Source organism: Paucilactobacillus nenjiangensis (assembly GCF_008632615.1).
GTDB classification, from domain to species: Bacteria; Bacillota; Bacilli; order Lactobacillales; family Lactobacillaceae; genus Paucilactobacillus; species Paucilactobacillus nenjiangensis.
On sequence record NZ_CP043939.1, the window covers coordinates 965,970 to 991,603 of the forward strand.

Sequence of the window (25,634 nt, forward strand, 5' to 3'; positions counted from 1 at the left end):
TTGGGGATGACGTGATGGATGGGGGAAGATACGTTAGGTTAAGTCGTAAGATCATGGCGGCGGATTTTGTTCAACGATTACAGCAAACTTTCCGACTATTAAATCAGCAAATTTTAGTAGCTAGTGTTATTTCAGTGATTAATTTTGTTGTACTAGATTGCCATGGATTTTTGAAGGAAATTTTCGGGATCAACAAATGGTTGCCATTTTATTCTGCCATTCATGCGGCAACTAATAGCTTGGCGATGATAATCTGTACCATTTTGGTAATTTCAGTCGCGTATTCGATGGGTTCCAAAGAAAACGTTGAAAATTCATTAGCCGGCTATATTAGTGGAATTATGACGATCATTTTTCTCTTTCCGGGAGATGTAATGACCGGTAAAATCAACCAAAATATCTTGCTGAATGGCTACAATGCGATTAATTTACGTAATTTGTTAATTGCCGCCATCGTGGGTTACTTGGTCGGCCGAATGTATGAGCAGTTCTCGCAATCACTAACCTGGCAATTAGCTTGGCGGGTTGGCGTTACTCTGTTAATCCTACTGGTATTATTTATCATGACCAGAAATGATTGGACTGAATTATTGATTGGCGAATTGTACGGCCTAATTGACGGAATGCAAAATTGGAGTATTATCGCCATTCCAATCTTAGCAATGCTTAATTGTGTGATGTTAATTTTTGGAGTAGAGTCGTTATTACCCATGTCGGGGGCTGAATTTAGTCATGCCGCAACCAAAAATTTGAACTATGTATTGGAAGGGCACAGTGTGTATTCAGTGCCAGCACCAATCAATATTCATGCACTATTTGATACGTATGCGACGCAAGGTGGAATTGGGATGTTGTTACCGTTGGTGATTGCAGTCTGGATTATTAACCGTCACCGGCACGATATTCGTAATTTAAAATGGACGACGATTCCGACTTTGTTTAATCTAAACGCACCATTACTGACGAATTATCCAATCCTATTTAATCTCATTTTGTTGGTACCAATGATGATTTCCTCGGCAGTTACCAGTTTAATTCCTGGGATTTTAATTTTGTTAGGTTGGTTACCGAGTTCGGTTTATCCAGTCTCACTTTCCGCGCCAGGGCTATTACAAGGTTATTTTAGTACGAATGGAAATTGGTTAGCCCTTTGTGTTGGACTGTTTAACTTGGTGATTTCAGTACTCATCTACATGCCATTTATCAAAATTTCAGATCAGGAATTGCAGGTGAGTCGCCATGAAATTTAAAAAAATTATGTTTGGCTGGCTGGTCTTGGTGGGGTTTGTGGCGATGGCAGGATTTGGCATTAGTCAGCAAAATGCCAATGTGAAACTGATGCGTGCCAAAGTACCGTCAGCGATCGATCCGATTATCTTGGTACCCGGAAGCTCTGCCGATGAAAATCGGTTTGATTCATTAATCCAATCGTTAGATTCGAAAAATGAAACGCACAGTTTGCTGAAGGTGCGTGTGAATAAAGATGATTCGCTCCATTATTCGGGTCGAATTCGGCAAAGTGACAAGCGACCATATATTGTCGTGGGTTTTCAAAATAATCAAGATGGTTATGAAAATATCAAAAAGCAGGCAAAATGGTTTAGTATTGCTTATACGGCGTTATCGAAACGATATCACTTCAATCAGTTTTCGGGGATTGGACACTCCAATGGTGGCTTAGTTTTAACCATCTTTTTGGAAAAGTATATGACGTCGACTAACTCGATTGATAAGCTGATGACGATTGGGACCCCATTTAATTTGGAAAATACTTCAAGTGAAAAAACAACGATGCTGAAAGACTTGATTGCAGATCGTAAAAAAATTCCAAAGACATTGAAAATGTATTCAGTGGCGGGGACCCAGTCGTATGCAGGGGATGGAATTGTCCCATTTACCAGTGTCGACAGTGGTAAGTACATTTATCAAAATCAAGCCAATCTTTACACGGAAATGATTGTGACAGGGACTGATTCCGCACATTCAGATTTACCAGAAAATAAGCAAACGATTAGTTTAATTAGACGTTTTATGTTGAAACCAGGCAATTTAAACAATCGATAAGCCGGTAACTTGAAAATGGGTCCCAATATGTTAGACTAATTAGACAGATAAAAAACGACATTGCCACCGGGCAATTAACACCATGTTTCACTCCAGTAGGTCTTAGAAGGAGTGAGATTTGGTGTTTTTCTTTTGTCTGAGATAGTAATGTAAATAGAATGTAGAAAAATTATGAGTTGGACATATTTAATTATTGCTGGAATATTTGAAACGATTTGGGCAACCTTTATGAAGTTAAGCCATGGATTTACGAATTTAAATTACACAATTTTGACGATTGTGGGGATGATTGTCAGTTTCTATTGCTTGGCCAAAGCTACCGCAACGTTGCCATTAAGCCTGGCTTACCCAATTTGGACCGGTATTGGTGCTGTAGGAACGGTGATTATTGGTGTAATTTTATTTGGTGACAAAGTTAATCCGTTAACCTGGGTATTCGTTGGCTTGTTACTGATTGGAATTGTCGGAATTAAAGTGACATCATAGACAATTCGAATTGTTATCTATTTTAGGCCAATCAGAATATACTCAAGGTAGTGAATTGAAACTACTCGAGGGGGATTCTGATATGGAAATTGAAAAAGATATAATTTATGATGCAGCTAATCGTTTAACGACCGACATTTATTATCCAACTACTAATACGGCACGTGGTGCAGTGATTGACATTCATGGTGGTGGCTGGTTTCGTGGTGATAAAAGTAAGGACGCGGATTTAGGACAAAAGTTTGCTGAACTTGGCTATTTAACATTTGTACCTAACTATCTCTTTACACCGAATGCGTATTATCCTGCGCCTTTAGTTGATATGGATACCTTGTACCAATGGATTAAGAAATCAGATTATCAATTTGATCATGATAATATTGCTGCTTTTGGGTCATCAGCTGGTGGTAATATGTCAGTGGAAATGGCCATTAAATATGGTATTCCAGCAATTTCTTGGTCAGGTATTTTAGATATCGATGACTGGCTGGCTAGACACCAAGACGTAGTACCAAAGCAAGATCAAACGCAAAACTTTAATGGTGCAAGTGCTGAAATTAATCAATCTGTTAAAGATGATAGTTTCTATAAATGGTTTGTGACTAATTACTTTAATGGTCGGACAGATCAATTTGTAGAAGCCACACCATACCACCGCGTTAATCAAAAAACAGGGCCAATTTTCTTGGCTAACTCCTTAGACGAGTTCGTGCCAAACACAGGCGTTTTGAAAATGTCCGATAAATTGGCGGCTAACCAAATTGTGCACGCTGTCCGGTTTGTGGCTGGTACAAAACATGCTAAGGGTTATATGAATGAAGTTTTTGATGAAGCAGCCTTGTTCTTGAGCAAGTGGTTTTAACAATTGAAGAAATAGAAAAAAAGTGAGGATAAGTGTCCTCACTTTTTTGGTACTTAAAGATAATTTTTAGTGTCCTGGTTCAGTTTCATTTTTACTCGTCAGATATAGAATAATTGAAACCACCATTCCGAGTACAGATAATGCAGTTGCTAGGAAGAACACATTTTGAAAGGCACCCATGAATTCTTGGCCTAATTTACTGGAAACAACCTCAACGCCTGGCATTTGGATGAATAAGGCAGTTGATCCAAGACTAATTCCGATTCCCATTCCGAGAGTACGGAAGAAAGAATTCATCGAGCCAGCAATCCCCGAGAGTTCGCGAGGTAAGTATGACATAGATAATGCATTATTTGGTGACAAGAAAGTTGCCATTCCAATCCCGTTAAGAATAATAGGGATAATGATAATTGTATAATTCACCCCACTAGGGTAAAACGCATAACCCAGTTGAGATAAAGTTAAAATGGTTGTTTCAAAAATTGTTAAAACGTGACGATTCATTTTGTCAGCTAAGTATCCTGCCAATGGAGTAACAAAGAACATGGTTGCCGATTGGAGCACCATCAACAAACCACTAGTTAGCGGTGAAAGGCCAATGAAACTTTGTAGGTAAAATGGCAAGAGAATATTTGAGACGACGTTGACCATCATTACTAAGAACATGGTCATAACTGCGCCCATAAATTGCTTATTTTTGGTGACAGAGGGATCGACCCATGGATACTTGCTACGGTTGTCTTGCACGAAAGAAAAGATAGTGACAATCGTACCAATGACGAGAAAAATAGCTCCTGATATAATATTTGGTTTATGTGACTGGAAAAAGAGGCTGCTCATGAAAAAGATGATCATTCCAACCGTAAAAATTAATTGACCGCGCCAGTTAGATTTTTTGACTAACGACTTTAAATCAGCCATCGTAATTTTGGTGGTGAACAAGAAACGGCAACCAAAGAAAGTTAATAAAATTGCTAATGGAACGTTAATCAGAAAAATCCAACGCCACGAACTGACACTTAAAATCAATCCACCAATTGCTGGACCCGAGACAGTTCCGACTTAGATAAACATGGAAACGGCCGCAATCGCTTTTCCTCGAGCAGACGCCGGGAACGCTTCGGTGACAATGACCATACTGTTAGCCATAATCATAGCCGTTCCAATCGCTTGTACAAACCGTCCAACGAGCAAAATTGAATAAACTGGTGCGATGCCAGAAATAAGAGAACCTAAAGTAAACCCAATTCCACCATATAAGAAGACATCTTCTTTAGATAGGAGGTCTCCAAAGTGTCCAAATAATACCAAAAAGACGGCTGTGGTAATAACGCCAATTAACACTGCCCAAGTGGCAGCCCCGTTGGTGACATGGAAACCTTCACTGAGTTGTGGTAACGCTAAAGTAACGCTTGATCCAGATAATCCAGTCATCAGTGAAAACAGCCCTAAAATGATTAAAGTACTTTTATTTGATGCTTTTTTATTTTCCATAATCACTCCCCCAAATAATCGTATTTCTTTACGGTAAGTATAACAGTTCATGGGCTGAACGAAAATTGATAACAACTGAGGACAATTAACTTGTCTAATTTATATTTGTATTTCACGGCAAATTTGTTATACTAGTGTTTGGAAATCTCAGTGATGAAGAAGTAGTAATTAATGGTCCATTCAAGCGAGCTTACGTTGGTGCAAGGTAGGCATGGCAATTAGTGAAGGCGTGTCTTCTAGAGAACAGTCAAATATCTAAAGTGGATTAATTTCAAATAGAGTGGTACCGCGGGTAATCTCGTCTCTGATAAGGCATATAGTCTTATTAGGGGCGTTTTTTATTTGCAAGAAAGGAAGCTAACATGGAAACCAAAACACAAGTTGTAGATGCACTAGCCACAGTTTTACCAGATATTCAGAAGGTCGATATCGAATCAAAAATTGAACGACCAAAAGATACTACTAAGGGAGATTATGCGTTCCCTGCGTTTTTCTTAGCTAAGCAATTACATCAAGCACCCCAACAAATTGCACAAGATTTATTAGCAAAAATTGACCAAACTGGTTTTGAAAAAATCGAAGTTGTTGGACCTTACCTAAACTTTTTCTTAGACAAAGTGACCGTTGGGGCCAGCATTTTAGATGAAATTATTTCTGATCCTGTCAATTATGGTTCATCAAATGTTGGTGAAGGTGGCAACGTGACAATCGATATGTCATCACCTAACATTGCGAAACCAATGTCGATGGGTCATCTCCGTTCAACGGTGATTGGAAATGCACTAGCTAACATTTTGAAAAAGGTTAACTACAACCCAATTAAAATTAATCACTTGGGTGACTGGGGAACCCAGTTTGGTAAGTTAATGACAGCGTATAAAATGTGGGGTAGTGAAGCCGAAGTTAAGGCTGATCCAATCAATACCCTCCAGAAATACTATGTGCGTTTTCACCAAGAAGCAGAAACTAATCCTGAACTAGATGAAGATGCTCGTGCTTGGTTCAAAAAGCTTGAAGATGGCGACCCTGAAGCTATGCATCTTTGGGAATGGTTCCGTGAAGAATCACTACAACTATTCATGAAAATCTATGATTTGTTGGACGTTCATTTTGATTCATTTAATGGTGAAGCATTTTACAACGATAAGATGGATGAAGTCATTGAATTACTTGAATCAAAGCATTTACTTCAAGAAAGTAAAGGTGCTGAGATTGTTGATTTAGAGAAATACAACCTCAATCCAGCCTTGATTAAGAAAAGTGATGGGGCAACTTTGTACATCACTCGTGATTTAGCGGCAGCAATTTATCGTCAAAGAACATACAACTTTGTTCAATCACTCTACGTGGTTGGAAATGAACAACAAAACCATTTCAAGCAATTAAAGGCAGTATTGAAAGAAATGGGCTATGACTGGTCAGATAATATTCACCACATTCCATTTGGTTTGATTACTGAAGGTGGCCGTAAATTATCAACTCGTAAAGGACACATCATTTTACTTGAAGAAGTTCTTGATGACGCCATGCAACTAGCTAAGAAACAAATCGCTGAAAAGAATCCTACTTTAGCAAATGCTGATAAGGTTGCTGAACAAGTTGGGGTTGGAGCGGTGGTCTTCCATGATTTGAAGAATGAACGTTTGAATAGTTTTGATTTTGACTTAGAAGAAGTCGTTCGTTTTGAAGGTGAAACCGGTCCATACGTACAATATGCCCGTGCTCGGTCATTAAGTATCCTCCGGAAAGCCGGCAATCCTGACTTAACAAATGTTGATAAGAAAATTTCTGATCCAAATGCTTGGGAAGTTATCAAAGCATTGGGTAACTACGGTGATATTGTGCAAAAGGCTGCCAAAGATTACGAACCTTCAGTAATTGCCAAATATACGCTACAATTAGCTAAAGACTTTAACCAATATTACGCACATTCAAAAATTTTAGTTGAAGATAATGAAAAACTAGCTCGTTTAGCACTAGTGAAAGCAGTTAGTGATGTGTTAGAATCAGGGTTAGCATTGTTGGGTGTTCAAGCACCAAACGAAATGTAAAAATTATCACTGAATTCCAATATTCACATTAAAAATTAATAAATATTCATTAAGACACGAAAATTGTTTATATTTTCGTGTTTTTTGTTATAATAAATCATAATATCCATTTTATGAGGAGGATTATTCAGAATGAAGAAGTCGTTACGACAAGCAAAAATTGAACAATTAATTAGCCAATATTCAATTTCCACTCAAGAAGATTTGATGGACAAGTTAAATGAAACTGGTATTTCCGCCACGCAAGCAACAATTTCTCGTGATATTCGTGAAATGCAAATTGTCAAAAGCGCTGATGGAGCTGGTGAGTTAAAATATACGATTTTTAAAGCTGGTAATCGGAGTGAAGAAAACCGTCTCTACACGACTATTAATGACGTTGTAACCAATGTCGTTCAAGTTGAATTTATGAATATCGTACGGACCTTGCCAAGTGATGGTAATTTGTTAGCCGCAATTATTGACGACTTAGACATGCCTGAAGTCGCTGGCACTTTAGCTGGACACGATACCATCTTTATCATCAGCCCCAACCAAACCATTGCCAAAAAGTTCAACCAAAAAATTAAAGAACATGTTAATGACAATATTTATTTGGATTAAATAAAAGGCTTTTTAATTCGATAAGTTCTCGAGCACTAACAAAGATATTGAAGGGACTGCGAAGCAGTATCAAAATATTGAGTTAGGTGAGAGAACTGAATAAAAAAGCTGGATTAAATGAAAGTTGTGGTCAACAACGGGTGAATTCGAGCACTAATTAATTTAGGAAAGTTAACGAGGGCTAGGCGTTGAATTTTCTAAATAGATTAGTCATTAAAATTAACAATATTTCGGTCTTACTGATTCTAATTATTTAGAATCTTTTTTAATTTCACGTAAGATTCATAATAAAATCTAGGAATGAATGAAACTGTGATAAAATTAAACTCGATAATAATTGGGACTGGAGATACTAAATGAACGATCAGCAATCAAAATTTAAACGCTGGTTTGCGGATTTTAAAGAATGGTTTTTACCACACTGGCGAAAATTTCGAGTGCGACAAAAAGCCGTTTGGAAAAGATTCCAAATTACGCGTTGGATTATTGCAATTTTACTTACATTATTCTTAATCATCAGTGTTTACCTAACAGTAGTTGCCAAAACAGCCGATGTTAGTAACTTAAAAGCGGACTTGTCACAAAATACTGAGGTCTATGATAAAGACGGTGATTCTGCGGGAAGTTTATATTCTCAAAAGGGAACATATATCTCTTTGGATAAAATTTCGCCTAATATTCAAAACGCGGTTCTTTCTACAGAAGACCGAAACTTTTACCATGAACATGGATTTTCCGTTAAAGGAATTGCTCGTGCGGCATTAATGTATGCAAAAAATAAAATCCTTGGGAATAATTACATTTCAGGTGGGGGGAGTACGTTAACCCAACAGTTGGTTAAAAATGCATACCTGACTCAAGAGCAAACATTTACCCGAAAAGCGAAAGAAATTTTCTTATCAATTGAAGTTGAAAATGTTTATTCTAAAAAAGACATTCTGACAATGTATTTGAACAATGCGTACTTTGGAAATGGGGTTTGGGGCGTGCAAGATGCTTCCAAGCGCTACTTTAATAAAAACGCGAGTGAATTAACCAATGCACAATCAGCGGTTTTAGCTGGGATGCTAACGTCGCCAAGTGGCTATGATCCGGTAGCGCATCCAGATGCTTCGAAACAGCGACGGAATTTGGTCCTTCAATTGATGGTTGAAAATAATAAATTGACCCAATCCGAGGCTGATGCAGCCAAGAAAACAGCTTTGACTGTAACGGACGGCTACGAGTCATCTGATAGCTATAAATATCCATATTATTTTGATGCGGTGATTGACGAAGCAGTCAATACCTATCATATTTCTGAAGAAGATATTATGAATAAGGATTACAAAATTTACACTACGCTTGATCAGAACGAACAAAAAGACATGCAAGATACGTTCGACGATGATGATAACTTTCCATCAGATTCGGCCGATGGAACTATCGTGCAAGCTGCGTCAATCGCAATCAATCCAAATAATGGTGGAATATTAGCTGTTGTGGGTGGTCGTGGTGATCACGTCTTCCGTGGGTTTAATCGCGCAACCCAAATGAAACGTCAACCAGGATCGGCAATTAAGCCAATTGCAGTTTATACACCGGCATTGGAACATGGGTACTACTACGATTCGATGTTGACAGATAAGAAAAAATCTTACGGAACAGATAATTACACGCCGAAAAATTATGACGATACCTATAGTGGCTCAGTCGCAATGTACAAAGCGTTGGCACAATCATTAAATGCGCCGGCAGTTTGGCTATTGAATAAGATTGGGATTAATCGTGGCTATGAATCAGTGAAGAAGTTCGGCTTGCCGGTAACTAGCAAGGATAAAAACTTGGCGCTTGCGCTGGGTGGACTTTCAACAGGGGTGTCACCACAACAATTAGCAACAGCCTATACAGCCTTTGCTAACGATGGTAAATTGGCTTCGGCCCATTATATTACCAAAATTGTCGATGCTTCTGGCAAAACGATTGTGTCAAACCAAAATCCGAAAAAGAAGCAAATTATATCTAAGAAAGTTGCTAAGGCAATGACAAGTATGTTGATTGGTGTCTTCAGTGATGGAACCGGGAAGACTGCTAAACCTTCTGGTTATACAGTGGCTGGTAAAACTGGTAGTACCAGTTCGGACGTTGTTAATGGACAAGATTCTGAACGTGATAAATGGATTGTTGGTTATACGCCGGACGTGGTGGTGGCAACCTGGGAGGGTTATGACACGACGGATGCGTCACATGTATTACCTGATTCGAGTTACGTCAACACTAACACGCTCTTTAAGACGGAAATGGAAGATATCTTACCAAATACTAAGGGAACTGATTTTGACACCCAGGATGCGGCCACGTTAGCGAATAACGATAGTAGTTCGTCGTCTAACATTTGGGATGAAATTCAAAATGGAACTTCTCAAGTTGGAGATAAGATTAGCCAAGGTGCTGATTCAATCTCTGGAGCAGCAAGTGATCTTTGGAGCAAAGCTAAATCAATTGTGGGACAATAGATTTCAAATTGAAGTAGAAAGCCCCTTCATGTATAATAAACATATCGAAAATTTAGGAGGACTATACTAATATGGTAGTCAATATTTATGACACAGCGAACCAAATGGAACGTGATTTACGCGACACACAAGAATTTGCTGCATTAAAAGAAGCACATGAAGCAATGCGTGCCGATGCCAATGCATTTAGTATGTTTCAAGATTTCCAAAACATGCAAATGACACTTCAACAAAAACAAATGCAAGGGCAACAACCAACTGAAGACGAAATCCAAGCAGCACAAGATTTAGCTGGTAAGGTTGGCGAAATTGAAGTTGTTAAAACTTTAATGGAAAAAGAACAAGCCGTTGATCAAATGTTGAGCCAAATCAACCAAGTGATTACAAAACCAATCCAAGAATTATATCAAGGATAATTAATACAAAAAGAAATACGGAAAAGGGCAGTAACTGACTACGGTTTGTTGCGGCCTTTTTTGATAGGAGTAGAACGATGAAATTCATTCATACAGCTGATTTACATTTAGATAGTCCATTTCTTGGCTTGCAACATACACCTGCAAAAATAAAAAAAGACATCATGCAATCAACCTTTGCAGCATTTAAAAAAATTGTGTCCAATGCAATCTCTACGCACATTGATTTCATTGTGATTGCAGGCGATATTTACGATCGTGATTCTCATAGTGTTCAAGCAGAAAACTTTTTCATTCAGCAATGTGAACTACTTCAAAAAAATTCAATTGATGTTTATTTAAGTTACGGTAATCATGATTATCAAATCGTTAATTATGATAAATCACTACTACCAAGCAATGTGCATGTGTTTGCTAATCAAGTAGAAACCAAGACTTTTACCACCACTGATGGAACCAAAGTGGCAATTACTGGATTTAGTTATGATACACGTTGGGTGACTGATGACATGACGGGATTGTACCCGAGCCGCAGTCAAGTTGACGTTCAAATTGGTATGTTACATGGGATGGTATCAGGTTCAAATGCTAAACATGATAATTACGCGCCATTTTCAGTGGCTGAGTTGACGGCTAAAAATTACGACTATTGGGCACTAGGTCATATTCACGCACACCAAGTTCTAAGCGAGAATCCTTGGGTGATTTACAGTGGCAATCCACAAGGAAGACACAAAAATGAAACTGGTTCCAAGGGCTATTACGAGGTTGATTATCAAAATCATCAGTTGCAGCCAGTCTTCAAGACGGTTGCCCCAATTGATTGGGAAAAGTTAGTAATTGAAATCAATCAAGACATGACTGCTCAAACGTTACAAACGGTCCTAGTGCAAAGCTTAAAAGAACATGCAAATGATACCAACCAAATTATTCAAATTGAGTTGCATGGTGATACAGTGACCCCTGACATACAAGACAATATTGAATCTGGCTTACTGTTAGAGTCATTGCAACGAGTGACAAGTGAGTGGCAACCTAACTGGGTTTGGCCAACAGAAATCAAGGTCACTGAAAATGCTGTTTTACCGGGGATGACCAGTTTAGATAGACAATATTGGGAAACAGCAGCTGGGGAAGTATTCAATCAAGACACGCTTCACGAGTTAACAAATAAATTATTTGCCAATCAATTCATTGCCGATGAATTTGATAATCAGACCGCAATCGAATCTTTAAAAGAACAGATTGAACTTGATTTAAGTATGAAGGGAGAAAAGTAATGCGTATTACTGAAATTCAAATCGATGGCTTCGGTAAGTGGCAATCAACCAATTTTGAATTATCTCCTGAATTACAAATCTTTTTTGGTTCCAATGAATCTGGGAAGTCTACACTGACCCAATTTATTATCAGTGTGATATTTGGTTTTCAAAACCATTTGGGCAAGAATAAGTATTTGCAATATATCCCCAAGAACACTGCTTCGTATGGTGGTGTGATTGTTTTTGAACACAAAGGCGAAACATATCGTTTAAAACGGACAAAAGGGAAAAAAGTTGCCGGGAAGATTGAGTTTTCGACCCTAGATGGAGAAAAACTGACAGAAGACGAGTTGAACGAAGTCTTAGCTCCAATGAATGAAACATTATTTCGAACACTGTTTAGTTTTTCTCAAACAGATTTGAATCAAATTTTTGATTTGTCTAAAAATGATATTGATGCTGCCCTACAGCAAATGGGTACGGTGGGTAGCTCACAATGGCTGGACTTAGCAAAAAATTTCGATAAATCGGCTGGGCAAATTTACAAAGATGGCGGACAAGTTCCAACTCTAAATGTGAAACTTAATCATCGCCAAGAGTTGATCAATAAAATCAATACCGCAAAACAGGACTACAACCGATATCACCAACTTGTTACTGATAACGATAAGGATGTTGCTGAGCAAGTGAAGATTGTTGATCAACTCGCCGAAATTCGTAAACAAGAACAACAATTAGACCAATTAAATCGTTTGATGCCAATTTTTGAAAAGCTAAAGATAAACGAAACTAATGAAGCTATCAAATTTACGAGTAATGACGAGATTGAAGTTAATCAAAGTGAAATTCAAATCAACGAACTTCAAAATGGTATTACGCAAAATCAAACGCAACTTAAAGTAATTAACGATAAAAAATTTACGAGTGCCAAGCAACAATTTTACTTTGATCATCTTGCAGATTTTGATGCAGCTTATCGTGAAATACCAACTGTGAAACAGGCGGTCTCATCAAGAGAACAATTGATGGATGAAATTCAACGGGTTTCAAACGCCGTAAATGAAATTAAAGCGAAATACGGTCAGGTTCCTGAACCATTGAGTGAAGCCCAGCAAGCCCAATTAGATAAGTTGCTAACTCAAAAAAGTCAAATTAGCGAACAACAAGATGTGATTGTTCAAACGCGTTCTGCTAGTCAGAAAAAATCGAGTCAATTACCATTAGTTTTTGCCATCGTTGGATTAGTGGGCCTTGTGACTGCCGTTTTAGTTAGCTCATTTATTGGACGGTCGATTGGAATCGTTGTGATGATTATCGGTGTCATTGGGTGGTATATAAATTCACATCAGACATCCATTAACACAAATGAACCAAAGAAAAATCAGGACTTAGTTGATGTAGAAAATGAATTACAGCAATTTGGTCAAGACAACGGATTTGCAAGTTTCCCTCAAAATCAATGGTTAGCGATTCAATATGAATTAAATAATTATGTCAATTTCACTCATCAATTAGCAAAATTTGAAAATGAATTATCCGATGATGAGTTAATTATTGATAATTTCATCACTAAATATGCTAATTTGGATTCATGGATTGATGGTGATGATTTAGCATCTAGCATCGTTAAAATTGAAGAGTATCACGGCGAACAAAGTACTGCCGTGGAAAATTATCGTAATGCCAAAGAGAAAAGTCGACTGTTAACTGAGCAGATTGAACAACAAACGGAAAAATTAAAACAGGCACAACTGCAACAACGAATATTATTGCAAAAAATTGGGGTGGCCAATGTTGCTGAGTTTAAAGTCAAATATCAGTCACAATTGGATGAAGTTAATGAAAATGCTGAACAAACTGCCTTAGCTAATCAGATTAATCCAGAACAACAACGACAATTAGCTGAGTATCGCAACGCAGGTGAATTACAGACTGAATTACAAAACTCGCGTGAGCAACTAAATACCTTAACCATCAATCGGGATAATATTGAAAGTGAAATTAACCGTCGGAACTTTGAAATTAATGCGATTGCGCAAAATGGACTGTTAACTGAGTTAACTCAAGATTTAGCGGATTTAGAAGCTGAAATTAATGAACTAGCTGGAAAATGGCTAAAAGCTCACTTCTCGAGCTTGTGGATTAATCAAACTTTACAAGCTGCTTCACAAGACCGGTTCCCACAAATTGTTCAACAAGCAAAACGATATTTTCAATTATTAACTAATAACCACTATCAAGATATTGTGGTGGATGAATTAATTAAAGTTGTGGATAATACAAATACAGAATTTGAAGTCGGCGAGCTTTCACAAGGGACAGCAGAGCAACTGTATGTGGCGTTGAGATTTGGCTTTTCCACCGTGATGAATCAAGAAATTAATTTTCCATTTATTATCGATGATGGCTTCGTTAACTTTGATAATATTCGAAAAAATCGTACAATTGAATTATTAAAAGAGTTATCTAAACAAAACCAAGTAATTTATTTTACTGCAGATGACAGAATTTTACGTATGTATAATAATGAACAGGTAATTAATCTAGATGAAAAATAGGTGATTTGATGGACTCAAAAAAATTAATGGATTATAAAGTTGATGAAGCAATGGAACTATTTGTATTGCTCAAAAATTCGGATGCTCGGGTGGCAAAAAATGGGAAACGTTTTTTGTCAATCACATTTGAAGATGAATCAGGTGAAATTAGTGGTATGTACTGGGATGCTAATGATGCTGATGTAGCTGCATTTGTACCGGGTAAAGTGGTTAAACTTAACGGCAAGCGAGAATTATATCAGGGTAAGGCGCAGGTCAAGATTCAAAAATTACGATTAGCAACTGATAGTGAACCTAACGATCCCAGTTACTTTGTACCGCACGCACCCGAAAAACGAAAGAGTATTCAAGAAGAGATTGAAACATTCTTGTTTGATATTACCGAACCAACTTGGAATCGGATTGTGAGAAATCTGTTACAAAAACATGGTGAGGCGTTTTATACGTATCCAGCGGCTAAAACTAATCATCACGCTTATGCGGGTGGATTATCTTTCCATACCTTGTCGATTTTGAGATTAGCGAAAGCAGTCGTGAATGAATATCCGGGAATTAACGCACCGCTACTGTATGCGGGTGCTATTTTACACGATATCGGTAAAACGACTGAATTATCAGGGCCTGTATCGACTCAATACACAACGACCGGAAATCTACTGGGCCATATATCGATTATTGATGGTGAAATTGTCAGTGCTTGTGATGAATTAAAATTTGATCCACAAGGGCAGGCAGTGGTTTTGCTTCGCCACATGGTTTTGTCTCATCACGGATTAATGGAATATGGATCACCAGTACCTCCGCATATGCTTGAAGCAGAAATCTTACATCATTTAGATGAAATGGATGCTTCAATTATGATGGTTCAAAATGCATTAAAAAATACTCCAAACGGACAATTCTCTGAACGTATTTTTGGCTTGGATAATCGGACCTTTTATAAGGAATAACCGTTAAGATATAAAAATATCCATTCACTTGCTGTTGTGAATGGATTTTTTTTGTTTATTTACATGTTAACGTTAATTTATTCTAAATTGGAATAAGATATTTTCACTTAAATAAATTTTCAGATACAATGGGGTTATTAATAATAATCGAGGATAGATAATGGATATTCAAAAGCTAAAAGCATTCGTCTAATTGACCGAGACCAATAGTTATACCGAAACCGCTGAGCATTTATTTTCTACACAAGCAACAATTTCGAAACAAATAATGTCACTAGAAAAAGAATTGGGCATTAAATTATTTAGTCGCGAGCACCGAACAATTGAAATCACAGATGAAGGCCAACTAGTTTTAGAATATGCCAAACAAATTGTTGCGTTAAAAGATGAAATGTACGAAAAAATCAGTGAGAATAAACGGGAACATTCACTTGATTTGGTTATTAAAACAATTCCATCTATTTCTAATTACCATGCTCTAGAATTAATTAGTGAATTTCATCAAGCACATCCAGAAATCACCTTACATTTATCTGAGGCAGAAAGCTATGAATTGATTCCGGCATTACAAAATGGTATTGCTGATGCTGTGTTTATGCGCATTTTTGATATGGATGAATCTGAGTTTGAGGTGGCTAGTGGCGAAGAAGATAAATTTGTCGTGGTGGTACCAAAGCAACATCGGCTTGCTGGTCAAACTGCAGTTACAATGCAAGATCTGAAAGCAGAAAATTTTTTGATGTTGGGCAAAGAAACTAATCTATACGACCCAGTTATGAAGTTGATTAATCAAGCTGAATTTACACCTGAAGTGATTTATGAAGGGCGCCGAATTGATTTAGTTTTAGAGTTAGTTAACAAAGGCATGGGAATTTCGATTGTAATGGACAAAACTGTTAATCTGAAGGAATATCCACAAGTCGTCAAAATTCCACTAATACCTGAAGTTACTAGTCGCTTGGCTTTTGTACGTCGAAAAAATGACCATTCTGTAGCTAGTGAACAAATTGGACAGTTCTTTCAAACACATTCTAAATTCAATTAATTCCAAATTGGAATAGGGCAATTGCAACTCGTGCTAATATTTTAACCATACAAACAACTGAGCATTTTTCCAAATAAAAAAGCCGCGATTTTATAATCGCGACTTATTTATTTAACTAATTATTCGCTAGCTGAGCTTGATGAATCTGAGCTGCTTGATGAGCTAGTAGAACTTGATGAAGTGGATGAACTTGTTGAGCTTGATGAAGATGATGATGTTAGATAATCATCAAGAATGCTCTTCAAGTCATTGTCCTTAATTGAAACATGACCCTTCTTCAAGACTTTTGAAACAACATTGTGTAACTTAGTGCTGTTGTTCATGTTTGAAGTGATAATTTGATCTTTCAACTTAGCACGATTTGATTTTTCAGTACCCTTGTTTGGATGCTTGATCATGTAGATAACTTCATAACCATCACTTGTTTTAACAGGTTCTGCACTGTATTCGCCAGTCTTCAATTGGAAGGCGGCCTTACGATATGCGCTTGCTAAAGTAGTGTCAGTGTTATCAAAGGCTGATAATTTACCACCAGTACTTGCAGTTGTTGTATCAGTTGATTTGCTCTTGGCAAGTTTCTTGAATGTTGACCATTTCTTATCTGACGAAGCTGAATTTAATTCATCAATGACAGATTGAGCGTCATCTTTACTTGATACTAAGATGTGAGCAGTTGTAACTTCTGGTTCAAACTTCTTCCATTGCTTGTCGATTTGAGCTTGAGTGATCTTGCTGTAATCTTTGACAGCTTCTTTAAGAAGTAAGTTAGAACGGATTTGTTCTTTCAAACTTGAAGCAGTCATACCACTTTGTGAAAGAACACTGCTAAATGATGAACCATATTGTGCTTTATAAGCATTATATTCTTTGGTAACTTCTGATTTTTTAACGTTATCGCCGTATTCTTTTTCAAGAACCTTGTTTAAAATCATTTGTTGGAGGACTTGCTTACCACTAGAAGTACTCTTCATGCTGCTGTAATAAGCACTTTCTGTAATTTTACCCCCGCTAGTAGTGGCAACAGCTTTGTTACCACAGGCAGCAAGCGGAATCATAATTACAAGTCCCGCTAAAATTGCAAGCCATTTTTTCATTTCGAAAACACATCCATTCCTTTTATATTGTAATACTAAAAAATCTCACCTAGATAATATACCACACTCACCAATTTATGTTTGGAATCCAGAGAAAAGTTTAAAGAAAATTCATAAGTTATTCATAATCTAAATGGATAAATTACCACTAAAAAAGTCGAACCAAGTCGACTTTGATAGGTTTATTTAAGGGTTCAAAATTTTTCCGTTTCTTTTTCGATTCTTGCTTGTGCTTCCGCAATACGTTTCAAAGGAACTTCATTTTTATGATTGAAATCTTCCACGGATTGGTTGATGGAATCAATTGTTCGTTGGGCTTCTGCCATTTTGTCATTTAAATTGTGTAACGACTTAGAGAGGTTAGTAGAAGCTTTCACTAGTTGCTTGATATCGTTGACGAAACTTGTAAACGGTGCGAATATTTTTTTCATAGGCTTACTCCATATGATCAATGATTGACTGTTGAATCCTGGTGTAACTTTCATCATTATATTTTTTGGAATTATCTTGGAAAATTATCTTAAAGTTGTCATCCGTGTAGCGAGGTACTAAATGAAAATGTGAATGGAAGACGGATTGATAAGCGAGTTTACCGTTGTTATTCATCACGTTCATAGCTTTAATGTTGGGATTAGAAGCTTTGACGGCACGGGCAATCTTGGGAATCCGTGAAAAAACAGCACTGGCTAAGTCTTCGTCGTAAGCGAATAAATCGGGAACATGTTTTTTAGGAATCACTAACGTGTGGCCAGGGGTGCCTTGAGAAATATCAAGAAAAGCTTTCACCACGTCATCTTCATAGACCGTATAACTAGGAATTTCACCAGCTACAATTTTACAGAAAATACAATTTTCATCCATTATAAATCCTTCTTTCCATTGCTTGTTTGTGCTTAGTATACAAAATATTTCGACTATCTGCACCTTTTTCTGCATTTTGCTGATATGCTATAATGAACCCAAATTAGAAAATGAATAAATAGAGGATTTAACATGACCTTAAGAGTTGAAAATATTGTGGGAGGTTACTCCCAAGTTCCAGTTTTAAAAGATGTGAGTTTTGATGTGAATGATGGTGAATTAGTCGGATTAATCGGCTTGAATGGGGCTGGTAAATCGACTACTATTAATCATATTATTGGTTTATTAACGCCATTTAAAGGGCGGATTTCGATTGATGGCACGAGCATCATGGATGACGCTGAAAAATATAAAGCACAGATTGCTTATATTCCAGAAACACCAATTTTATATGACGAATTGACTTTAAAAGAACACTTAGAATTGACAATTACCGCCTATGGTCTAAACAGTGATGCCGCCTGGGCAAAGGCGAACCATTTACTAAATATTTTTCGACTAGACAATAAGTTAGAATGGTTCCCAGCCAATTTTTCCAAGGGGATGAAGCAAAAAGTCATGATTACCTGTGCTTTTATGACTGATGCCAAATTATTCATCGTCGACGAACCATTCTATGGCTTGGATCCAATTGCGGTCCATGATTTATTGTTGGAAATTGAAAAAGTTAAAGCAGCAGGGGCAGCCGTGTTGATGTCAACACACGTCTTAGATACTGCAGAAAAGTATTGTGATAAATTTGTGCTGCTTGCTGACGGTCAGGTCAAAGCCGATGGAACGTTAGACGAGTTGCGCGCACTTAGTCATGGTGAAAATCAAACACTAGATGATATCTATTTAGCATTAGCAAAGGAAAATGAAAATGAGTAAATTATTTCAAACTCGATTACAAGCTCATTTTTCAATGCTATTTAAGTATTGGAAATTGGTGTTTAATGACCATTTTGTAATCGCGTTATTCTTCATGTTTGGGGCGTTAGCGTATGGCTACTCTCAAGCATTAGACAAAATTAAATCACCGGTCTGGTGGGGCAAACCATTAGCTTTAGTGGTATTACTATTGATTGTTCAACTCGGTCGATTAGCTACGTTGGTGGAAAAACCTGATCCAGTCTTTTTGCTACCACAAACAAAGCAAATTAATCGTTATTTGAATCAAGCTCGTAACTACAGCCTGCTCATGGCTGAATTAATTACAATTGCCTGTTTTGCGGTTTTATCACCATTTTTAGCTGTTGGAGTGGGCATGAATACCACTTCCATTATCTTGCTCGGAATTTCGATGATTGGTCTTAAATTAATTTGGATGAATTGGTCGGTGGTAGCGTTATTTGACCGGAAGTGGCAACGCAGTGCTTACGATTTCAATGCTAAATGGCTTGATCCAGCGTTGCTGATTGTGATTGGATTGTATTTAAGCGCAGTGATAACAGTAGTAATTACTATTATTGTGGGTCTTTCGTCATTTTACTTAATTTCAAATACACAAAAAAGTAATGTACTCGATTGGCGTACTGCGGTTGATCAAGAAGCTACCCGGATGCAACGCATTTACCGATTTTTCAACATGTTTACCGACGTGCCATCAGTTCAAGGCACGATACATCGTCGTCGGTACCTGGATTGGATTATTAAATTACTTGGTAATCAAAAAACTACCTATGGTTATTTATTTTCAAGAGGACTGGTCCGTGGGGCAGATATTAGTGGTCTAATTGCCAGATTGACGATTGTCGGGATGCTGATTGTCTTTTTCATTCCGCAAGGTTGGCTAAACGTCATCGTTTTTGGCTTGTTTATTTATCTAGTTAGCGTTCAGTTGATTTCGTTATATGGACAATTTGATAATTCAGTCTTTGTTCACATCTATCCAGTCACCGAAACTGAAAAGCAAACAGAATTTAGATTGATTGCAACCAAGGTCTTGGTCGTAGTGACAGTCTGTCTGTTGGTCGGTAGTATCACCCAAAAACCAGATTGGATGATGATGGGAATTAAATTTGTGCTCGGAGTAGTTGAAGTTGGAGTACTTTCTACGGTATATTTAAAGGGTCGGATACAATCAAAAGCTTAAGCGAGGAAAACAATGAGAGTTAGAAACAAACCGTGGGCATTACCAATGATTGAAAAGAACCCACAATTAATCACTGCAGATGCAACTAATTTTGGTGGTCACTGGGATGAAAAGTTTGCGAAGAAACAACCAATTCATATTGAAGTGGGGATGGGGAAAGGCCAATTTATTATTGGTATGGCTAAAGCACACCCAGATATCAACTATATCGGTATTGATGTTCAAGTTTCTGTTGCCGCAGTTGCATTACGCGCTGCGTTGGAAGAAGAACAACAATTGACTAATTTATTTTTAGTTGCCGGGGATGGTGAAGACCTCACCGAATACTTCAATGATGGTGAAATTGATCAGTTATATTTAAATTTCTCTGATCCATGGCCCAAAACGCGTCACGAAAAACGACGCTTAACTTATAAAACATTCTTGGATACGTACAAACGAATTCTCCGTCCAGAAGGTCGAATTGAATTTAAAACTGACAATCGTGGCTTGTTTGAATTTTCATTAACGAGTCTCAATAATTACGGTATGATTTTCGAAGGTGTTTGGTTAAATTTACATGACAGTGACGAAAACGAGGGTAATGTTGAGACTGAATATGAACAAAAGTTTAGTGCTAAAGGTCAACCAATCTACAAATTATCTGCCCGTTTTCAGAAAAAATAAAAAGTCGATTTCAGCTGAAATCGGCTTTTTGTGTGCTTGGCCTAAACTTAGTCTTTTTAAATGTAATTCAATAATTGAATTGATTAGTGTTGCGTTAATAATGGATCGAATAATAATCCTGAAGGATTTGCCAGCAGCGGTGAAATTATTGTTACTGGTTTACCAGTTATAATAAGAGTTATCTTTGAGACATTTTTGGATCAAAGTAATCTCCACCGCGTTCCCTGGCAATAAATCCGAAAGATTATGTTTCTATACTTGGTTCATTTTAAGTACAGTACCAGTGCCACTTTAACTAGGCGAATTGAGCCGTAGTTAAATCGACAACGGAAGTAAGTATCAAGTAGGAATTAATAAAAGAATGTGATTACTAAACTCGATTCATTTTAAGTACAGTGCCAGTTTGGGCATCTGTTAAAAATTCGTAAGTGACAATGTCGTTATCTTCATAACGAGAAATCCCGCCTTTATAGGCATCGGTCTCAAAAGCAAAGTTATGGAAGTGAATAGGGGTACTCTCAATCCATGAACCTTGAATTGGACCTTCTTTTTTAAATTGTTTTTTGATTTTACCAAGGATATCAGTCGCTGAGAGATTCTTATCAGCAATTTTTTTGCCTGCAAAGTAACTAGTTGCAGCAAGGGCAGCGATGCCTAAATTTATTCCAAGTCGTTCAATTGGAGAAATTGATTTCGTCATAATAATTGCCTCGCTTTACTTTTATATTTAGGATTTAAACCTCATTCGATTATGACTGATTTAAGAAAAAAATGCAAAAGTAGTGAATTTAAAAAATAATCTTGTATAATGATATCTTAGACAGTAATTAGAGGGGAGATTCATCATGGAAAAATTACCTAAAGTAGATAAAGAAACACTCTTAACACAAATTGCAGATGGTAAATATATGTTATTCTTTAGTGCCGATTGGTGCCCAGACTGTAACTTTATTAAACCTCGTATGCCTGAAATTGAGGCAGAATACCCTGAATATAAATTCTTGGCAGTTGATCGTGATGAAAATATCGACTTGGCTGTTGAATTAGATGTCTTTGGGATTCCTAGTTTTATTGCTTTCGAAGATGGCAAGGAACAAGGACGCTTTGTTAACAAAGACCGTAAAACTAAAGAACAAGTTGAAGAATTTGTAAATGCTTTATAATATTTAAACAAATAAGTAAGTCAAAATGGCGGCTACCGCCATTTTTTTGTGAGAAAGGGAATAATAATGTTAATAGCAAGTTATAATCGGAAAGTTTTGGGAGATATTCTAGTCGTTGTGGTTGATCAAGACGGCGAGGAACAAGTGACTGAAGTCAAAAATAATGTGGCAATTATCAAAGATGTTGAAAATGACCGTGTATTAGGTTTTAATTTCTTGAATGTCAGCCAAATATTGGGTGAGATCGAAGTTAATGGTCAAGTATTTTTAACACCAGAACAAGTGGAAAAATTAAATCAAGTTTTGCGTGATAACGAGATTACTGCAGAACTTGAATTTGATGATAGTCCTAAGTTCGTTGTTGGCCACGTTGAATCTCTTGAAGAACATCCAAATTCTGATCACTTGCATATTACTAAAACCAGAGTTGATAACAATCAAGAAGTGCAGATTGTTTCAGGCTCACCTAATATTGCTAATGATATTAGAGTTGTAGTGGCTAAAGTTGGAGCAATGATGCCAAGTGGATTAATCATTTTCCCAGGCGAATTGCGCGGTGTGGCAAGCAATGGTATGATTTGTTCAGGTCGTGAGTTAGAAATTAAAAACGCACCACAGAAACCAGGTGCATTGATTTTACCAAATGACTTCCAAGAAGTGGGACAACCATTTGATTTTAAGTTGGGCGATCTACTATTTCAGTAGGCGCTTTTTTCTTGTAATGAGGTGAAATGAAGATGACAGACAAATATGATGGGCCATCTTTTTCAAGAGCTAATCATGAAAACAAAAATTCAGAAACTGGCTATGAAACAAAGTCGGGTGATTTTTTGAGCACTTATGTACCGCCCGTAATGAAAAAAGAAAAATTCAAAAACAAAACTAATTTTAGAATGCTCGAAAGACGTTTATACAAACGCCCAGAAGATTATTACATTGTGGTTGATGATGAATCAACTGATTCAAAAGTAACATCGGCACGTGAAGAATCGGCAACAAATGTTAAAGAAACCGTTAAACGTGATAACAAACAGGCCCTAGGACACTCATTAAGCGATATTCTAGAGACTGAGAACCAGGCTCAAAAAAAGTTAAAAATATTTAATCAGAATAATTAAAGTCTTTTGAAAGAGGGAACTCGGGATGGATAAGAACACAGTATATTACTTTGTAGGGATTAAAGGCTCAGGCATGAGCGCACTTGCATTGGTACTTCATGACAAAGGGTATCAAGTAGAAGGGTCAGATATTGATCAATATACTTTTACTCAACGTGGCTTGGAACAAGCCGGTATTAAAATTTATCCTTTTGATCCAAAAAATTTGCATGAAGGACAAACTGTGATTGCTGGGAACGCCTTTCCTGCAACACATCCTGAAATTTTACAAGCCAAAAGTTTAGGCTTAAAAACATATCGTTATCACGAATTTTTAGCTCAACTAATTGAAGGCTATACAAGTATTGGTGTCGCTGGTGCGCATGGTAAAACCAGCACATCTGGTCTATTAGCACATGTCTTAAGTGGTGTTGCACCAACGAGTTATTTGGTTGGAGACGGTAGTGGTAAAGGCCGTCCTGACGCACGCTTCTTCGTGTTTGAAGCTGATGAATATCGTCGCCATTTTGCCGAATATCGTCCAGATTATGCTATTATGACGAACGTCGATTTTGATCATCCCGATTATTATAGTGGTATTGAAGACGTCTTTGATGCATTCGAAGGCTTTGCTGGTCATGTTAAAAAAGGAATCTTTGCATGGGGTGAGGATGAACATTTACGTAAATTAAAAGTTGATGTACCTGTTTATTATTACGGTACTGAAGAAAATGATGACATCCGTGCGACTAATATCAAACGCTCAACTAACGGTTCAACCTTTGATGTGTACTACCGTGATGAATTCTTAGGTAATTTTGCAATTTCATTATTCGGTCAACACAATATTTTGAACAGTTTGGCCGTGATTGGTGTTGCTCATTTTGAAGATATTGATTTAGATGAAATTAAGGAAGAATTGCTTTCATTCCAAGGGGTTAAACGTCGCTTTAGTGAACGTGATGTTGCGGATATGGTGATCATTGATGACTATGCCCATCATCCATCTGAAATTCAAGCAACATTGGATGCAGCCCGTCAAAAATATCCAGACAAAGAAATTGTGGCAGTTTTCCAACCACATACGTATACCCGAACATTGGCATTGTTAGATGATTTTGCGGCCAGCTTGAATTTAGCTGATAAAGTTTACTTAACTGATATTTTTGGCTCCGTTCGCGAAGACGCTGGTAAAGTCTCTAGTGCTGATTTAGGTGCAAAAATTACCAAAGGTGGAGAAATCCTCAAATTGGATAATATGTCACCATTATTAGACTTCCATAATGACGTAGTGGTCTTTATGGGGGCAGGCGATGTGCAAAAGTATGAACGTGCTTATGAAGAATTACTCAGCAATATTACACCTAAAAATAATTAATCATTAAGAAAATATTAAGATGAGATTTTCACGTAAATAGTGAGTCTCATTTTTTTATTTGACCAATGTTGATGTATAAGCCTGTAGTGAGATTGTTAGCTTTTTGATTATGGATTAATTCGGAATAAATTACTTGATTAAAACAGTGGCGTTAGCTAAGATGTTCATTACAGAAGAAAAAATAATTTGTAATTTTAAAGGAGAAGTGAGATAGATGAACAACCCTAACGGTGATTATTCTGATTCAAGGCGGGTGGTAAATGCCGACGCCGGATTAAATCGATTTATGACGAAAATGTACGGACACATGGCACTGTCAGTCTTGGTTTCAGCAGTGACTGCCTTTATCTGTTCGTTCTACACCAGTAGCATTACCACATATTTAGCACAACATGGTGCGATGATGTGGTTGCTATTCTTGGTTCCAGTTGGACTTTCAATGGGAATCAGCTTTAAGGCAACGCGCAATTATGCAGCTAGCTTTACGATGCTGATGGCAATGGCGATAATTTACGGATTTATATTCTCGATTATCAGTCTGGCATATACTAGTGCCAACATCGCTGCAGCCTTCTTATCAGCTTCGGCAGTCTTTATCTCAATGACGGCTTATGGTGCTGTTACAAAACGGGACTTAACCAAATTTGGAACACATGCGCGTGCCGCATTGATTGCATTAATTATCGCTAGTGTGATTAACTTGTTCCTACAAAGTCCAGCAATCACTTATATCTTTTCGTACATTGCAGTTATCATCTTTACCGTTTTAACTGCTTACGATACACAAAATATGAAACGGATGTATCTACAATATGGGTCACAAGTTTCAGTTGGTGGGTTAGCCGTGATGGGTGCCTTACAACTATACTTAGACTTCATTAACATCTTTATCAGCTTGCTCCAAATCTTTGGAATGGGTGGCAGTCGCGACTAATAATTAGATTTCAAACAAAAAAGCAGCCAGATGACTGCTTTTTTTGTTACAATTGATAGTAGATTAAGTTAAAGTCGGGAG

At 37.3% G+C, this 25,634-nt stretch carries 24 protein-coding genes and 1 pseudogene; 20 read left to right on the forward strand and 5 right to left on the reverse strand.

The genetic code is table 11. The annotated features are described in order from the left end of the window. Positions 1 to 14: 14 nt before the first annotated feature. The 4 genes from F0161_RS04920 (at position 15) to F0161_RS04935 (ending at position 3,412) form a co-directional block, all read left to right on the forward strand. Positions 15 to 1,250, forward strand: coding sequence for a PTS sugar transporter subunit IIC (locus F0161_RS04920; protein WP_150203894.1), 1,236 nt, complete (start codon positions 15 to 17; stop codon positions 1,248 to 1,250). Then, on the forward strand, positions 1,240 to 2,064 hold the full coding sequence (locus F0161_RS04925) for an alpha/beta hydrolase (protein WP_150203895.1): 825 nt from the start codon (positions 1,240 to 1,242) through the stop codon (positions 2,062 to 2,064). Before F0161_RS04920 ends, F0161_RS04925 begins: the two co-directional genes overlap by 11 nt. Positions 2,065 to 2,235: 171 nt before the next feature. Beyond that, entirely contained in the window at positions 2,236 to 2,550 is a 315-nt protein-coding gene (locus tag F0161_RS04930; protein ID WP_137602121.1) for a DMT family transporter, read from the forward strand. Positions 2,551 to 2,632: 82 nt separating this feature from the next. After that, complete coding sequence (locus tag F0161_RS04935; protein WP_150203896.1) at positions 2,633 to 3,412, forward strand: alpha/beta hydrolase; 780 nt, start codon at positions 2,633 to 2,635, stop codon at positions 3,410 to 3,412. Between the two features lie 66 nt (positions 3,413 to 3,478). On the opposite strand, the pseudogene F0161_RS04940 reads toward F0161_RS04935, so the two are convergent. After that, positions 3,479 to 4,957, reverse strand: a pseudogene (locus F0161_RS04940) (MFS transporter). Positions 4,958 to 5,268: 311 nt separating this feature from the next. Here F0161_RS04940 and argS point away from each other — a divergent pair. The 8 genes from argS (at position 5,269) to F0161_RS04980 (ending at position 16,286) form a co-directional block, all read left to right on the forward strand. Then, complete coding sequence (argS, locus tag F0161_RS04945) at positions 5,269 to 6,957, forward strand: arginine--tRNA ligase (RefSeq protein WP_150203897.1); 1,689 nt, start codon at positions 5,269 to 5,271, stop codon at positions 6,955 to 6,957. 132 nt (positions 6,958 to 7,089) lie between these two features. Continuing rightward, the gene (locus F0161_RS04950; RefSeq protein ID WP_150203898.1) at positions 7,090 to 7,560 is read left to right on the forward strand and encodes an arginine repressor; all 471 of its coding nucleotides are present in this window, start codon (positions 7,090 to 7,092) and stop codon (positions 7,558 to 7,560) included. Positions 7,561 to 7,916: 356 nt separating this feature from the next. Next, entirely contained in the window at positions 7,917 to 10,055 is a 2,139-nt protein-coding gene (locus F0161_RS04955) for a PBP1A family penicillin-binding protein (RefSeq protein WP_150203899.1), read from the forward strand. 71 nt (positions 10,056 to 10,126) lie between these two features. Then, positions 10,127 to 10,471: a YlbF family regulator gene (locus tag F0161_RS04960; RefSeq protein ID WP_137602673.1), complete on the forward strand. Its 345-nt coding sequence runs from the start codon at positions 10,127 to 10,129 to the stop codon at positions 10,469 to 10,471. Positions 10,472 to 10,548: 77 nt separating this feature from the next. Further along, entirely contained in the window at positions 10,549 to 11,751 is a 1,203-nt protein-coding gene (locus F0161_RS04965) for a metallophosphoesterase family protein (protein WP_150203900.1), read from the forward strand. Then, on the forward strand, positions 11,751 to 14,291 hold the full coding sequence (locus F0161_RS04970) for an ATP-binding protein (protein WP_150203901.1): 2,541 nt from the start codon (positions 11,751 to 11,753) through the stop codon (positions 14,289 to 14,291). Before F0161_RS04965 ends, F0161_RS04970 begins: the two co-directional genes overlap by 1 nt. A 26-nt stretch (positions 14,292 to 14,317) precedes the next feature. After that, positions 14,318 to 15,241, forward strand: a complete 924-nt coding sequence (locus F0161_RS04975; protein WP_225420337.1) for a 3'-5' exoribonuclease YhaM family protein — start codon at positions 14,318 to 14,320, stop codon at positions 15,239 to 15,241. Between the two features lie 193 nt (positions 15,242 to 15,434). Continuing rightward, complete coding sequence (locus tag F0161_RS04980; RefSeq protein ID WP_150203902.1) at positions 15,435 to 16,286, forward strand: LysR family transcriptional regulator; 852 nt, start codon at positions 15,435 to 15,437, stop codon at positions 16,284 to 16,286. Between the two features lie 119 nt (positions 16,287 to 16,405). On the opposite strand, the gene F0161_RS04985 is transcribed toward F0161_RS04980, so the two are convergent. From F0161_RS04985 to F0161_RS04995, 3 genes are all read right to left on the reverse strand, one after another. Next, positions 16,406 to 17,380, reverse strand: a complete 975-nt coding sequence (locus F0161_RS04985; RefSeq protein WP_150203903.1) for a peptidylprolyl isomerase — start codon at positions 17,378 to 17,380, stop codon at positions 16,406 to 16,408. A gap of 194 nt (positions 17,381 to 17,574) precedes the next feature. Beyond that, positions 17,575 to 17,811: a hypothetical protein gene (locus tag F0161_RS04990; RefSeq protein WP_150203904.1), complete on the reverse strand. Its 237-nt coding sequence runs from the start codon at positions 17,809 to 17,811 to the stop codon at positions 17,575 to 17,577. Positions 17,812 to 17,815: 4 nt separating this feature from the next. Then, positions 17,816 to 18,241: an HIT family protein gene (locus tag F0161_RS04995; RefSeq protein ID WP_150203905.1), complete on the reverse strand. Its 426-nt coding sequence runs from the start codon at positions 18,239 to 18,241 to the stop codon at positions 17,816 to 17,818. A 132-nt stretch (positions 18,242 to 18,373) separates the two neighbouring features. Here F0161_RS04995 and F0161_RS05000 point away from each other — a divergent pair, with 132 nt between their 5' ends. The 3 genes from F0161_RS05000 to trmB are packed head-to-tail and all read left to right on the forward strand — an operon-like array spanning position 18,374 to position 20,981. Next, positions 18,374 to 19,111 (forward strand): ABC transporter ATP-binding protein, encoded by a 738-nt coding sequence (locus F0161_RS05000; protein ID WP_150203906.1) that lies wholly within the window; start codon positions 18,374 to 18,376, stop codon positions 19,109 to 19,111. Next, on the forward strand, positions 19,104 to 20,315 hold the full coding sequence (locus F0161_RS05005; RefSeq protein WP_190318917.1) for an ABC transporter permease: 1,212 nt from the start codon (positions 19,104 to 19,106) through the stop codon (positions 20,313 to 20,315). The genes F0161_RS05000 and F0161_RS05005 overlap by 8 nt, the downstream gene beginning before the upstream one ends. Before the next feature lie 12 nt (positions 20,316 to 20,327). Further along, positions 20,328 to 20,981, forward strand: a complete 654-nt coding sequence (gene trmB / locus F0161_RS05010; protein ID WP_150203908.1) for a tRNA (guanosine(46)-N7)-methyltransferase TrmB — start codon at positions 20,328 to 20,330, stop codon at positions 20,979 to 20,981. Positions 20,982 to 21,351: 370 nt separating this feature from the next. Here trmB and F0161_RS05015 read toward each other — a convergent pair whose 3' ends face one another. Beyond that, positions 21,352 to 21,681, reverse strand: coding sequence for a PepSY domain-containing protein (locus tag F0161_RS05015; RefSeq protein WP_150203909.1), 330 nt, complete (start codon positions 21,679 to 21,681; stop codon positions 21,352 to 21,354). A 145-nt stretch (positions 21,682 to 21,826) separates the two neighbouring features. Here F0161_RS05015 and F0161_RS05020 point away from each other — a divergent pair, with 145 nt between their 5' ends. The 5 genes from F0161_RS05020 to F0161_RS05040 all read left to right on the forward strand — a co-directional run bounded on the left by F0161_RS05020 (position 21,827) and on the right by F0161_RS05040 (position 25,553). Beyond that, the gene (locus F0161_RS05020; protein WP_150203910.1) at positions 21,827 to 22,144 is read left to right on the forward strand and encodes a thioredoxin family protein; all 318 of its coding nucleotides are present in this window, start codon (positions 21,827 to 21,829) and stop codon (positions 22,142 to 22,144) included. Positions 22,145 to 22,210: 66 nt separating this feature from the next. Continuing rightward, on the forward strand, positions 22,211 to 22,849 hold the full coding sequence (gene ytpR / locus F0161_RS05025) for a YtpR family tRNA-binding protein (RefSeq protein ID WP_150203911.1): 639 nt from the start codon (positions 22,211 to 22,213) through the stop codon (positions 22,847 to 22,849). A gap of 32 nt (positions 22,850 to 22,881) precedes the next feature. Next, a complete protein-coding gene (locus F0161_RS05030) occupies positions 22,882 to 23,262 on the forward strand; it encodes a hypothetical protein (RefSeq protein WP_137602022.1) in 381 nt (126 codons plus the stop codon). Between the two features lie 25 nt (positions 23,263 to 23,287). After that, positions 23,288 to 24,619 carry a UDP-N-acetylmuramate--L-alanine ligase gene (gene murC, locus F0161_RS05035; protein ID WP_137602021.1) on the forward strand — a complete coding sequence of 444 codons (1,332 nt, stop codon included), beginning with the start codon at positions 23,288 to 23,290 and terminating at the stop codon, positions 24,617 to 24,619. Between the two features lie 214 nt (positions 24,620 to 24,833). After that, the gene (locus F0161_RS05040) at positions 24,834 to 25,553 is read left to right on the forward strand and encodes a Bax inhibitor-1/YccA family protein (RefSeq protein WP_137602020.1); all 720 of its coding nucleotides are present in this window, start codon (positions 24,834 to 24,836) and stop codon (positions 25,551 to 25,553) included. Positions 25,554 to 25,634 lie beyond the last annotated feature (81 nt).

What these genes read in the sequence shown, in the direction of transcription:
- F0161_RS04955 (WP_150203899.1), top strand. Translation starts at nt 7,917, where the DNA reads ATGAACGATCAGCAATCAAAATTTAAACGCTGGTTTGCGGATTTTAAA.
- F0161_RS05020 (WP_150203910.1), top strand. Translation starts at nt 21,827, where the DNA reads ATGGAAAAATTACCTAAAGTAGATAAAGAAACACTCTTAACACAAATT.
- F0161_RS04920 (WP_150203894.1), top strand. Translation starts at nt 15, where the DNA reads ATGGATGGGGGAAGATACGTTAGGTTAAGTCGTAAGATCATGGCGGCG.
- trmB (WP_150203908.1), top strand. Translation starts at nt 20,328, where the DNA reads ATGAGAGTTAGAAACAAACCGTGGGCATTACCAATGATTGAAAAGAAC.
- F0161_RS04990 (WP_150203904.1), bottom strand. Translation starts at nt 17,811, where the DNA reads ATGAAAAAAATATTCGCACCGTTTACAAGTTTCGTCAACGATATCAAG.
- F0161_RS04935 (WP_150203896.1), top strand. Translation starts at nt 2,633, where the DNA reads ATGGAAATTGAAAAAGATATAATTTATGATGCAGCTAATCGTTTAACG.
- F0161_RS04950 (WP_150203898.1), top strand. Translation starts at nt 7,090, where the DNA reads ATGAAGAAGTCGTTACGACAAGCAAAAATTGAACAATTAATTAGCCAA.
- F0161_RS05015 (WP_150203909.1), bottom strand. Translation starts at nt 21,681, where the DNA reads ATGACGAAATCAATTTCTCCAATTGAACGACTTGGAATAAATTTAGGC.
- F0161_RS04925 (WP_150203895.1), top strand. Translation starts at nt 1,240, where the DNA reads ATGAAATTTAAAAAAATTATGTTTGGCTGGCTGGTCTTGGTGGGGTTT.
- F0161_RS05005 (WP_190318917.1), top strand. Translation starts at nt 19,104, where the DNA reads ATGAGTAAATTATTTCAAACTCGATTACAAGCTCATTTTTCAATGCTA.
- F0161_RS04975 (WP_225420337.1), top strand. Translation starts at nt 14,318, where the DNA reads ATGGATTATAAAGTTGATGAAGCAATGGAACTATTTGTATTGCTCAAA.
- F0161_RS04930 (WP_137602121.1), top strand. Translation starts at nt 2,236, where the DNA reads ATGAGTTGGACATATTTAATTATTGCTGGAATATTTGAAACGATTTGG.
- F0161_RS05030 (WP_137602022.1), top strand. Translation starts at nt 22,882, where the DNA reads ATGACAGACAAATATGATGGGCCATCTTTTTCAAGAGCTAATCATGAA.
- ytpR (WP_150203911.1), top strand. Translation starts at nt 22,211, where the DNA reads ATGTTAATAGCAAGTTATAATCGGAAAGTTTTGGGAGATATTCTAGTC.
- F0161_RS04985 (WP_150203903.1), bottom strand. Translation starts at nt 17,380, where the DNA reads ATGAAAAAATGGCTTGCAATTTTAGCGGGACTTGTAATTATGATTCCG.
- F0161_RS04965 (WP_150203900.1), top strand. Translation starts at nt 10,549, where the DNA reads ATGAAATTCATTCATACAGCTGATTTACATTTAGATAGTCCATTTCTT.
- argS (WP_150203897.1), top strand. Translation starts at nt 5,269, where the DNA reads ATGGAAACCAAAACACAAGTTGTAGATGCACTAGCCACAGTTTTACCA.
- F0161_RS04970 (WP_150203901.1), top strand. Translation starts at nt 11,751, where the DNA reads ATGCGTATTACTGAAATTCAAATCGATGGCTTCGGTAAGTGGCAATCA.
- F0161_RS04960 (WP_137602673.1), top strand. Translation starts at nt 10,127, where the DNA reads ATGGTAGTCAATATTTATGACACAGCGAACCAAATGGAACGTGATTTA.
- murC (WP_137602021.1), top strand. Translation starts at nt 23,288, where the DNA reads ATGGATAAGAACACAGTATATTACTTTGTAGGGATTAAAGGCTCAGGC.
- F0161_RS05000 (WP_150203906.1), top strand. Translation starts at nt 18,374, where the DNA reads ATGACCTTAAGAGTTGAAAATATTGTGGGAGGTTACTCCCAAGTTCCA.
- F0161_RS04995 (WP_150203905.1), bottom strand. Translation starts at nt 18,241, where the DNA reads ATGGATGAAAATTGTATTTTCTGTAAAATTGTAGCTGGTGAAATTCCT.
- F0161_RS05040 (WP_137602020.1), top strand. Translation starts at nt 24,834, where the DNA reads ATGAACAACCCTAACGGTGATTATTCTGATTCAAGGCGGGTGGTAAAT.